Origin of the sequence: Microcystis sp. M113S1, from assembly GCF_020246945.1 — a bacterium.
In the GTDB taxonomy this organism is placed as follows: Bacteria; Cyanobacteriota; Cyanobacteriia; order Cyanobacteriales; family Microcystaceae; genus Microcystis.
In genome coordinates this window covers 1-9,508 of sequence record NZ_JADBSA010000066.1, presented here as the reverse complement: position 1 = coordinate 9,508, position 9,508 = coordinate 1, and the positions used below count along the sequence as shown (strand labels likewise).

General features: G+C 44.8%; 14 protein-coding genes and 1 pseudogene. 4 read left to right on the top strand and 11 right to left on the bottom strand.

The annotated features are described in order from the left end of the window. The first annotated feature begins 174 nt into the window (after window positions 1–174). The 4 genes from IM319_RS03860 (at window position 175) to IM319_RS03845 (ending at window position 3,597) form a co-directional block, all read left to right on the top strand. On the top strand, window positions 175–675 hold the full coding sequence (locus tag IM319_RS03860; protein WP_287734708.1) for a hypothetical protein: 501 nt from the start codon (window positions 175–177) through the stop codon (window positions 673–675). Window positions 676–831: 156 nt separating this feature from the next. Further along, entirely contained in the window at window positions 832–1,029 is a 198-nt protein-coding gene (locus IM319_RS03855; RefSeq protein WP_287076672.1) for a hypothetical protein, read from the top strand. Between the two features lie 9 nt (window positions 1,030–1,038). Further along, the gene (locus IM319_RS03850) at window positions 1,039–1,299 is read left to right on the top strand and encodes a type II toxin-antitoxin system RelE family toxin (RefSeq protein WP_287734709.1); all 261 of its coding nucleotides are present in this window, start codon (window positions 1,039–1,041) and stop codon (window positions 1,297–1,299) included. A 174-nt stretch (window positions 1,300–1,473) separates the two neighbouring features. Continuing rightward, window positions 1,474–3,597 (top strand): tetratricopeptide repeat protein, encoded by a 2,124-nt coding sequence (locus IM319_RS03845; protein WP_425184848.1) that lies wholly within the window; start codon window positions 1,474–1,476, stop codon window positions 3,595–3,597. Window positions 3,598–4,081: 484 nt separating this feature from the next. On the opposite strand, the gene rpmE is transcribed toward IM319_RS03845, so the two are convergent. The 11 genes and pseudogenes from rpmE to IM319_RS03790 form a co-directional block, all read right to left on the bottom strand. Continuing rightward, the gene (gene rpmE / locus IM319_RS03840) at window positions 4,082–4,315 is read right to left on the bottom strand and encodes a 50S ribosomal protein L31 (protein WP_002760058.1); all 234 of its coding nucleotides are present in this window, start codon (window positions 4,313–4,315) and stop codon (window positions 4,082–4,084) included. Window positions 4,316–4,334: 19 nt separating this feature from the next. Continuing rightward, window positions 4,335–4,748 (bottom strand): 30S ribosomal protein S9, encoded by a 414-nt coding sequence (gene rpsI / locus IM319_RS03835; RefSeq protein ID WP_002737094.1) that lies wholly within the window; start codon window positions 4,746–4,748, stop codon window positions 4,335–4,337. Between the two features lie 4 nt (window positions 4,749–4,752). Next, window positions 4,753–5,208: a 50S ribosomal protein L13 gene (gene rplM / locus IM319_RS03830; RefSeq protein WP_002735375.1), complete on the bottom strand. Its 456-nt coding sequence runs from the start codon at window positions 5,206–5,208 to the stop codon at window positions 4,753–4,755. 124 nt (window positions 5,209–5,332) lie between these two features. Next, window positions 5,333–6,163 carry a tRNA pseudouridine(38-40) synthase TruA gene (gene truA, locus IM319_RS03825; protein ID WP_287734706.1) on the bottom strand — a complete coding sequence of 277 codons (831 nt, stop codon included), beginning with the start codon at window positions 6,161–6,163 and terminating at the stop codon, window positions 5,333–5,335. 2 nt (window positions 6,164–6,165) lie between these two features. Next, window positions 6,166–6,516, bottom strand: coding sequence for a 50S ribosomal protein L17 (gene rplQ / locus IM319_RS03820; protein ID WP_024970315.1), 351 nt, complete (start codon window positions 6,514–6,516; stop codon window positions 6,166–6,168). Window positions 6,517–6,537: 21 nt separating this feature from the next. Further along, window positions 6,538–7,479, bottom strand: a complete 942-nt coding sequence (locus IM319_RS03815) for a DNA-directed RNA polymerase subunit alpha (protein ID WP_287734705.1) — start codon at window positions 7,477–7,479, stop codon at window positions 6,538–6,540. Between the two features lie 193 nt (window positions 7,480–7,672). Further along, window positions 7,673–8,065, bottom strand: a complete 393-nt coding sequence (rpsK, locus tag IM319_RS03810) for a 30S ribosomal protein S11 (protein ID WP_286825371.1) — start codon at window positions 8,063–8,065, stop codon at window positions 7,673–7,675. 39 nt (window positions 8,066–8,104) lie between these two features. Further along, window positions 8,105–8,488, bottom strand: a complete 384-nt coding sequence (rpsM, locus tag IM319_RS03805; RefSeq protein ID WP_002735415.1) for a 30S ribosomal protein S13 — start codon at window positions 8,486–8,488, stop codon at window positions 8,105–8,107. A gap of 93 nt (window positions 8,489–8,581) precedes the next feature. Beyond that, on the bottom strand, window positions 8,582–8,695 hold the full coding sequence (gene rpmJ, locus IM319_RS03800; RefSeq protein WP_012593611.1) for a 50S ribosomal protein L36: 114 nt from the start codon (window positions 8,693–8,695) through the stop codon (window positions 8,582–8,584). A gap of 127 nt (window positions 8,696–8,822) precedes the next feature. After that, the gene (gene infA / locus IM319_RS03795; RefSeq protein ID WP_002737109.1) at window positions 8,823–9,053 is read right to left on the bottom strand and encodes a translation initiation factor IF-1; all 231 of its coding nucleotides are present in this window, start codon (window positions 9,051–9,053) and stop codon (window positions 8,823–8,825) included. A gap of 314 nt (window positions 9,054–9,367) precedes the next feature. Further along, window positions 9,368–9,508 (bottom strand): annotated as a pseudogene (locus IM319_RS03790) (DUF3782 domain-containing protein); the annotation flags it as partial.

Below are 9,508 nucleotides of genomic sequence, written 5' to 3'. Positions count from 1 at the left end.
TCAGTCTGTAGAGCGACCATAAGACCAGAACAGAGTAAATCTGTTAAGGCAGGTGCGGAACCCCGCAAGGGAAAGAAGCAGAAACCTAAATCGTGAGGTTTGGGAATCACCGTCCGTTTACGGCGGTGAGGATGTCAAAATTGAATTAATTGGCTAATTTAAGCTTATTTTCCCATGGCTACTGACGAATTACAAAACCTCGAAGAGAATATTCAGCGCTTAAAACAACAATTAGCGGGAAAGCGAAACACTTTAGTTACAATCGCACCGGAAGAACAAGTTAGGATCGAGCAGCAGATCGAAGATTTACGCCGAAAAATTCGGGATTTTGAACGAGAAAAATGGGATTTAATCGCCAGCGACAGTCAAGAAGCGTTCTTTCCTGATGCCGAGGTAATGGTAGCAGCAATTATCACAGAAGTGACAGCAATTACCACAGAACCACCCGATCAACTTGCTTCTCCACAAATCTTAGAATTATTAAACCAAATTCTGGCTAAACTCAATCAACCAGAGCGATCGGCAGCAGCCAAATTAAAAGCAGCCCTATCTACTATACCTCCTTTTGTTTCCCTCACCTACGAAGCGGAATTAGATACTGAGTCAACTTTTAGGCGTTATTTTCCCACATTTAATCGTGCGATCACAGGGGTGAAAAATCGGCTAAAAAAGTAAGTATTCCCTCTAAAAGCTTGGCCAGTATCGATCGGACAATTAATATTAGTCAATCAGGAATTGGTAATACACAGAACAACATCTTTAATCTGTGAAAGGTAAACCCAGTAAATGTTATCATTGAAAATAGTTATTATCAAAGATAAGAGGTAATTTATGTCAGAATCACAAGGGGAAGCGTTAAAACCAATATTAAAAGAGTTACTCTATGAGTTATTAATACAAGAAAAGGATTTACTAAAAGAGTTAATTTATGAAGTGCTGGAAGATACGGCTATGGCTAGGGCAATTCAAGAGGGAAAAGATAGTAACAATGTCAGTCGTGATGAAATTTTGACTTTGTTAAAAGAATAAGAGCCGAATATTGAATTTCGTAAAAGCTTTCAGACAGATCTACGCCATCTCAAAGATCGTAAAATTAAGCGACAAATTCAGGCAATTATTGAGGAGATAGAATCAGCCAAGAGTTTAACCGAGTTGCGTAATGTCAAAGCGATTCAAGGGTATCGAGGATGTTATCGCATTCGGATTGGGGATTATCGTCTTGGTTTATATTTAGAGCAAGATATTGTCACCTTGGTTCGTCTTCTACACCGAAAAGAAATGTATCGTTATTTTCCTTAAAAACCTCATCAATACTACTTTTATATTAGATTTATTTTGAGCAAAGATAATTATTTTTAGAGAGAATTAAAAATGAAAATCAATATTGAGCAAGATGGAACTGATAACAATCAAAATAATACTTTTAATCTGAGTATTCCCGAACCAAAAGAACGTCAAGCTGTCCCTAGTAATGTGGGCAAAAGTACGGTTAATTTTGTCGGGAGGGAAGATGAGTTAACCTTAATTCATCAGCAATTGCAAACAGAACAAGGGGTGATTGTTTGTGCAGTGGAAGGGTTAGGGGGAATAGGAAAAACCGCTTTAGCTTTGGAATATGCGAAACGATACCAACAGGAATACGCGGCACAATATTGGTTATCCTTGCGACTATCGGGTTTAGCAGAAGAAATAGTTAAATTAGCCGGTTCCTATCTATCTTTACCAGAAATATTGAAAAAAGAATCTTTAGAAAAACAAGTGGACTGGTATTGGCAAAATTGGCTACCTAAGCAGGGAAAATTATTATTAATTCTCGATGATGTCCCCAATATCGACAGAATTCCCGATCGAATGTTACCAAAAGATTCTAGGATTAAGATATTAGTCACCACTAGGGAAAGGTGTCTTAGTCCGGAATTTGAGTCTATAGCTTTAGATGTTTTACCCTTAGATAAATGTGTAGAGTTATTAACCAAAATTGTTGGTACTGCTAAAGTTGAGCAAGAAAAAGCTTTAGTAGAACAGATTTGTCACGAAATTTTAGGAAACTTAACCTTAGCAGTGGAGTTAGTGGGGGAATATTTAGCGAAAAATCGTCATTTAAAGTTTAGCCATTTACGGGATAAATTAAATTTAGCTCATACTGCTTTAACTAAGGAAAGAAACCACAGAGATTATGGACATTTAGGGGTAGCAGCCGCAATTAAAATCAGTTGGGATGATTTAAGTTCTGTTTGTCAAAAAGTGGCAATGCTGTTGAGTTTATTTGCACCAGTGGCTATTGCTTGGACGTTGCTAGAAGATACGGCAAAATCCACGGAAATTACCGAAAGCGAACTAGAAGAAGCGCGGGGACAATTGGATAATTCTCATCTGATGCAACCCGTGGATGAGGACTATTCTTTTTATCGGATTCATCCCCTGGTGAGAGAATTTTTTCAACGGCAATTACAGGAAATTCCTGAGATAAATTCTCGTTATCGATGCGCTTTTGTGGAAACTTTGTTAACTATTGCCGGAAATATCCCGCAAACCCCCACAAGGGAGATTATTGCAGCAGTAACTCCCGCAATTCCCCATCTGCAACTTGTCAGTCAAACAATGTTAGATGATATTCCCAACCCGGAAGATAATTTAATTTTGGTGTTTCTTGGGGTAGCTTTGTTTTATAAGGGACAGGGAGAATATAATTTAGCAGCAGTTACCTTCACAAAATGTTGTGAAGAAATCCAATCTCGCTTAGGAGAAAACCATCCCCATTTTGCTACCAGTCTCAATAATTTAGCCGGATTATACCGCTCCCAAGGCAGATACACAGAAGCGGAACCCTTGTATAAGCACTCCCTTTCTCTGATAGAACAGCTATTAGGAGAAAACCATCTCATTGTTGCTACCAGTCTCAATAATTTAGCACTATTATACCAATGCCAAGGCAGATACGCAGAAGCAGAACCCTTGTGTAAGCTCTCCCTTTCTCTAAGGGAACAACTATTAGGAGAAAACCATCCCGATGTTGCTAACAGTCTCAATAGTTTAGCAGTGCTATACGAATACCAAGGCAGATACGCAGAAGCAGAACCCTTGTGTAAGAGATGCCTTTCTCTGATAGAACAGCTATTAGGAGAAAACAATCTCTATTTTGCTAAAAGTCTCAATAATTTAGCCGGATTATACTGCTCCCAAGGCAGATACGAAGAAGCGGAAACCTTCTATAATCGCTCCCTTTCTCTGACAGAACAGGTATTAGGAGAAAACCATCCCGATGTTGCTACCAGTCTCAATAATTTAGCCGGATTATACTGCTCCCAAGGCAGACACGCAGAAGCGGAACTGTTGTATAAGCGCTCCCTTTCTCTGAAAGAACAGCGATTAGGAGAAAATCATCCTAGTGTTGCTAAAAGTCTCCATAATTTAGCGGTATTATACGAATCCCAAGGCAGATACGCAGAAGCAGAACCGTTGTGTGTGAGAGCTATTGCTATTTGTCAAGAAAGATTAGGAGAAAATCATCCCCATACCCAAAAAGTAAGGCAAAATTTTATGATTCTGTTGTCGCGATTATCCGATGAAGAATTACAGCAAAGATTCCCCGATTAGACAGTTAATCTCTTAAAAAGTATCAGGTAGGTAAAAAAATATATATCTCCTTCCCCGGTTTTACTGGGGAGCGCTCAGTTTCCGGGAGATCCTAACCAAGCTTCTCAATCTTCTAGTTCAAAAAAATCGAATAAAGCTGCTGCCTTCCTTGAAATACGCGCAAAAAAGTCCCGTACAACTGACAAAATTTTGTCTTTGCTCTGTATCTTTTATTTGCTTGACTTTTTGAGCAACTTGTGCTAGTAAATCTGGGAGCGAGTCTAAAAATAGGGTGTAGGCAACAGTATGCGATCGCCAATACCGAATTAGATTATACTTCATCTTTATGAAAAAAGCTGTATGAAGACAAGCACTGATGCAAAAGGGAGAATAAATAATCAGTCTTTAATAACCGGATTTAGGATATTGACCCTACCAGCCTAAAAATAGCAAAAAACCCGGCGGGAAAATTTCCCCACCGGGTCAAAAAGGCAAAAGTAAAGAATTATTTCTGATCAGCCTTTTTGCTTGACTTATCGCCCATTTTGTACTTACGCAAGAAGCGATCGACCCGGCCCTCCGTATCGATCATCTTCTGGGTTCCCGTATAAAAAGGATGATTACCCGACCAAACCTCCACATGAATTTCTGGTTTGGTCGAACCCACCGTCATCACCAGTTCACCATTACAGATCACCTTAGCTTCCGGATACCAAGTAGGATGAATTTTTTTCGGCATAATAAACCTCTCTATTAACCTAACGTTTCGAGTATTGAGGCGCTTTGCGCGCTTTGTGAAGACCGTATTTTTTCCGTTCCTTCGCCCGGGGATCCCGAGTCAGATAACCTTCACTCTTGAGGGGAGGACGATTTTCCGGCGCTAATTGACATAAAGCTCTAGCGACACCCAATTTCACCGCGTCCGCTTGGCCGGTCAAACCACCGCCCTCGGCCTTAACGATGATATCATACTCGTTTTCCAGTCCCAAAGTCTCCAGAGGAGCCTTAATCGTCTGGATATAGGTGGGAATGCGGTTAAAATGGGTTTCTCCATCGCGACCGTTAACGGTAATGGCCCCCGTCCCCGGCACGAGACGCACGGAAGCGACCGCCGATTTGCGTCGTCCCGTTCCCCAATAAACTACCTTATTTTTACTGTCCGTGGCTTGCATTGACTTAATTTCCTCCTGCGGGAATCGTATTAATCGCTAAAACTTCCGGTTGTTGTGCCTGATGGGGATGTTCCGCACCGGCATAAACTTTCAGTTTCGTGAACAATTTCCGACCTAAGCTATTTTTCGGGAGCATTCCCTTAACAGCGTGTTCGATAATCCGTTCGGGAATGCGTTTTTGCAGTTTATCGAAGCTTTCTACCTTCATACCACCCGGTCTGCCGGAATCGCGGCGATAAACTTTCTGTTGGCGTTTTTTGCCCGTCACCGTCACTTTTTCGGCGTTAATAACAATGACAAAATCCCCCGTATCCAGATGGGGGGTGAAAGTGGCCTTATTTTTGCCCCGTAGAATCATAGCGATCTCGGTGGCCAGACGACCTAGACGCTGATCGGCCGCATCAATGACGTACCATTTCTGCTCTAGAGTCTCTAAATTTGGTAGAGGTGTTTTGTTCATGGTGAGTTTGCCTTGGTTTACAAAAATAATTTTTTTTATTGCCGACCTGGGTGTTGGGGGGTTAGAGTTTTCGGGTTTTAGGGTTTTCGGGTTTTAGTTGAAATTCCCCTATTCCCCCATTACCCTATTCCCCTATCCCCTCTGCTCGGAAATAATAAAGAGGCTGAGTCTCGAACCAGACGCTATCGGCAAAGGGAAAATCGGCGTAACCCACCCGCAGTAAACATAGTCCTTTAGCTGGTGCGGCGTATTTGACCAATTCTCGGCGCTGATTGACCCAGATGTCGGTAAAGTTTTCTAGCGATCGCTCACCAGTTCCCACCTCCACCAACATTCCCACCAATAGGCGCACCATCCCGTACAAAAAGCCATTGGCTTGAATTTCCATCTGTACAAACGGCCCTTGACGGTAGCATTCCACCCCTTGTACTTCTACCCAGGAATGGTCACGACTAGAGTTAGCACGGTGAAAGGCGGCCAGATGGTGCTTACCCAATAGGGGCTTTAAGGCCCTGGCCATCAAATTGGCATCGAGGGGACGATGGTAGTAGTGCCAACTAAAGGGGCTAACAAATAGATTGGGGATGGGGTCGGTATAGAGGGTGTAACGATAACGTCGCCAGAGGGCCGAGAAACGGGCGTGCCAGCGATCGGGAACCCGGGCCGAGGCCCGAATGACGATATCTTCATCTAGCCGAGCATTGAGAATCTTGGCCCAATGGGAAGGTGGGATCGGACTCTGCTGCTCGAAATGGGCAACTTGGGCGGCGGCGTGAACACCGCTATCGGTACGTCCGGCCCCGTGCAGAGTGACGTCATGACCGAGAATATCGGCCAGAGCCTTCTCGATTTCTTCCTGCACGCTCCTGTGATGGGGTTGCCGTTGCCAGCCGTGGAAATTAGTTCCCACATACTGGATAACTAGGGCGATCCGCGACTGGTGGCAAGCTGTCATCTTTACATCAGTTCGATAATCGCCATGGGGGCATTATCCCCGCGACGGCGCAGGGTACGCACGACCCTGGTATAACCGCCGTTACGACCGCCATAACGGGCTTGTGCGCCTTCAAAGAGGGCGTGAACCAGTTGTTTATCGTAGATGTAGCCCATAGCCTGGCGACGGGCGCTCAGGGAACCGTCTTTAGCTAGGGTGATAATGTGGTCTACCTCTGCTCGCACCGCTTTCGCTTTCGCTAGGGTGGTGGTGATCTGACCGTGGCGAATTAGCTGGGTGGCCAAGCTGCGCAGCAGTGCCTTTCTTTGGTCAGCCGGCAGACCCAATTGAGGCACTTTACATCGATGTCTCATGGTATTTTCCTGGAATTGGGTTTACTTGCTTTTTTCTTGGGGTAGGGTGATGCCTAACCGTTTTTGTAGGGCTTCAATGACTTCTTCAGCCGATTTCTGCCCAAAGTTTTTGATTTCTAAGAGATCTTCTTGGCTGTAATCGAGGAGGTCGGCTACGGTGTTGATCTGCGCTCGCTTCAGGCAATTGTAGGCGCGCACGGATAATTGTAGTTCCTCGATCGGAATTTGGTTTTCTTGGTTGATCTCTTGGTCGTCAAAGTTACCGGAAGATTCGAGGGCGTTGAGATCCTTGAGCGGGTTAAAGAGATTAACTAGCATATCGGCCGCTTGGGAAAGGGCTTCTTTGGGGTTAATGCTCCCGTTTGTCCAAATTTCTAAGAGCAGACGATCTCTAGCTTGACCGCTTTCGGAACGGATATCTTCGACGCTGTAGTTGACTTTGGTTACGGGCATAAAAATCGAGTCGATTTGCAGAAAGTCTAGCGAAGTGGCTTCGTCTTTACTGCGATCAATCGTCCGGTAGCCTTTGCCTTTTTCCACGCGAAATTCCATCTCTAGCTTCGCCCCTTCGGCTAGGGTAGCGACGTACTGATTGCGATCGACTATCTCCACTTCTGAGGGTAAATCGAATTGTGCCGCCACTACCGTCGCCGGTCCAGTTGCCACTAAACGCCCGATCTGGGTTTGATTGGTGTAGCTTTTGAGGATGATTTCTTTCATGTTGAGCATGAGTTCCATCACGTCCTCGCGTACTCCCTGGACGGTGGCAAATTCGTGATTGACTCCCGCGATCCGCAGGGCCGTCACGGCCGCCCCTTCCAGATTGGAAATGAGAATCCGTCTCAGGGCATTACCTACGGTCGTACCCTGGCCTCTTTCCAGAGGCTCTAGTACGAATTTACTGTACTGACTCTGATTCTTGTAAGTTTTTGCTTCTACACACTCGATTTGAAATTGCGCCACCGATTGACCTCCCTTGTTCAGTTATCAGTTATCAGTTATCAGTTATCAGTTTTCTCTAGCGTTCAGCATTTAGCGTTCAGCGTTCAGTTTTTTGCTCAGATGGTCTTTGACGACCCGATTCTCCTGCTGATGCGCCAAAAGCTAACGGCTGCCGGCCTCAAGATCCCTGTCACCTGAAAAAGCTGTTCACTGTTTACACTCTCCGGCGTTTGGGAGGACGACAACCATTGTGGGGGATGGGGGTCACGTCCCGGATCAGGGTGATTTCTAATCCTGCTCCTTGCAGGGCCCGGATTGCGGTTTCCCGTCCTGCCCCAGGGCCGCTAACCATCACCTCTAGTTGACGCATTCCCTGTTCGATCGCTCGGCGGGCGGCGTTATCGGCGGCGGTTTGGGCGGCGAAGGGGGTTCCTTTTTTAGCTCCTTTAAAACCACTCGATCCCGCCGATGCCCAAGAGATCACATCGCCTTTGGTATCGGAGATCGTGACAATGGTATTGTTGAAGGTCGATTGAATGTGAGCGACTCCGGTAGGAATATTTTTCTTCTGTTTTTTTGGTCCGGTTTTTTTGGTTGGTCGCGCCATAGTTTTTCTTGATTGGGGGATATCGCAATGAATAAAAAATTATTTCTTGGAGGGGGCTTTTTTCTTCCCTGCCACTGTCACCCGACGACCGCGACGGGTCCGCGCATTGGTTCGCGTCCGTTGCCCGCGCACGGGTAATCCTAGCCGATGCCGACGACCTCGATAGGTGCCGATATCGGCGAGGCGTTTGATGTTCATCGCCTCCCAGCGTCTCAAATCCCCCTCGATTTGATAATTTGTTTCGATATAAGTCCGTAGCGCCGCCACGTCTTCATCGCTGAGATCCTTGACCCGAGTGTCAGGGTTAACACCCGTCGCGGATAAGACTTCTTGGGAACGCGATAGACCCACTCCGTAGAGGTAGGTCAGGGCGATTTCCACACGCTTATCGCGAGGTAGGTCTACACCAGCTATCCTTGCCACGCTTTTTCTTTCTCCCTATGAACGATTTTTTTTCCAAAAACGACTACAATTAACGGTAACGATTCTCTGCCCCAAGACAGTGACTTTGGTGGGTTAACCTTGTCTCTGCTTGTGTTTGGGGTTAGAACAAATTACCATGACTCGACCGCGCCGACGGATGACGCGGCACTTTTCGCACATTTTTTTGACAGACGCTCTAACTTTCATGCCTAACTATTCTGGCAACACTGCAAGCTTACTATTATATCAGATTTCTTTTACTCGTGTCACCTATTTTTTTAAAATAAATTTGGCCGCTTATTAGGCTTTTTGGCTTCTCTGCCCCTATTTGTCACTATTTTTTTTGATTTTTCAGGCGATAGGTAATTCTGCCTTTGGTTAGGTCGTAGGGGGTCAGTTCCACTTTGACTCGATCGCCGGGGAGGATTTTGATATAATTACGGCGGATTTTGCCGGATATATGGGCTAAGACGTTGAAACCGTTATCTAAATCCACCCTAAACATGGCGTTGGGCAAAGATTCGGTGACGGTTCCTTCCATTTCAATTAGATCTTGTTTAGACAAAGTTAATTCCTCAATTTCACTAGAGACAATTTAACGACAGGCAGCAGCAACCCTGCTGTTAGCGCAATTTCCCCAGTATAGCTTATCAGTGATCACTGATCGGATGTGAGTTTTCAGTTCACTGATTACCGTTTACCGATCACAGCCAAAAAGCTCACGACACCATATTCGGTCACTATGGCATAAATTTATGGTTTTATGAAAGATTGAATCAATTCATCGCATTTTCACTACTATGAACGGACGAAAATCAAGTTAATTAGCTGGGTGTAATTAATTTGTAGATAGCCGTAGGACAAGATACCTGTACTACCTTACCAAGTCCTCGGTCGAAAGTTTTCATCATTAATAATCTCCACTGTATCCCCAGATGGTTTAATCACAAATAGTCCTTTATTATAGGCATAACGGTCTATACCTTCGTCAATTTCAATACCAGCGACTGCACCGTAAGC

What these genes read in the sequence shown, in the direction of transcription:
- IM319_RS03860 (WP_287734708.1), top strand. Translation starts at nt 175, where the DNA reads ATGGCTACTGACGAATTACAAAACCTCGAAGAGAATATTCAGCGCTTA.
- IM319_RS03855 (WP_287076672.1), top strand. Translation starts at nt 832, where the DNA reads ATGTCAGAATCACAAGGGGAAGCGTTAAAACCAATATTAAAAGAGTTA.
- rpmE (WP_002760058.1), bottom strand. Translation starts at nt 4,315, where the DNA reads ATGCCGAAAAAAATTCATCCTACTTGGTATCCGGAAGCTAAGGTGATC.
- rpsI (WP_002737094.1), bottom strand. Translation starts at nt 4,748, where the DNA reads ATGCAAGCCACGGACAGTAAAAATAAGGTAGTTTATTGGGGAACGGGA.
- rplM (WP_002735375.1), bottom strand. Translation starts at nt 5,208, where the DNA reads ATGAACAAAACACCTCTACCAAATTTAGAGACTCTAGAGCAGAAATGG.
- truA (WP_287734706.1), bottom strand. Translation starts at nt 6,163, where the DNA reads ATGACAGCTTGCCACCAGTCGCGGATCGCCCTAGTTATCCAGTATGTG.
- rplQ (WP_024970315.1), bottom strand. Translation starts at nt 6,516, where the DNA reads ATGAGACATCGATGTAAAGTGCCTCAATTGGGTCTGCCGGCTGACCAA.
- rpsK (WP_286825371.1), bottom strand. Translation starts at nt 8,065, where the DNA reads ATGGCGCGACCAACCAAAAAAACCGGACCAAAAAAACAGAAGAAAAAT.
- rpmJ (WP_012593611.1), bottom strand. Translation starts at nt 8,695, where the DNA reads ATGAAAGTTAGAGCGTCTGTCAAAAAAATGTGCGAAAAGTGCCGCGTC.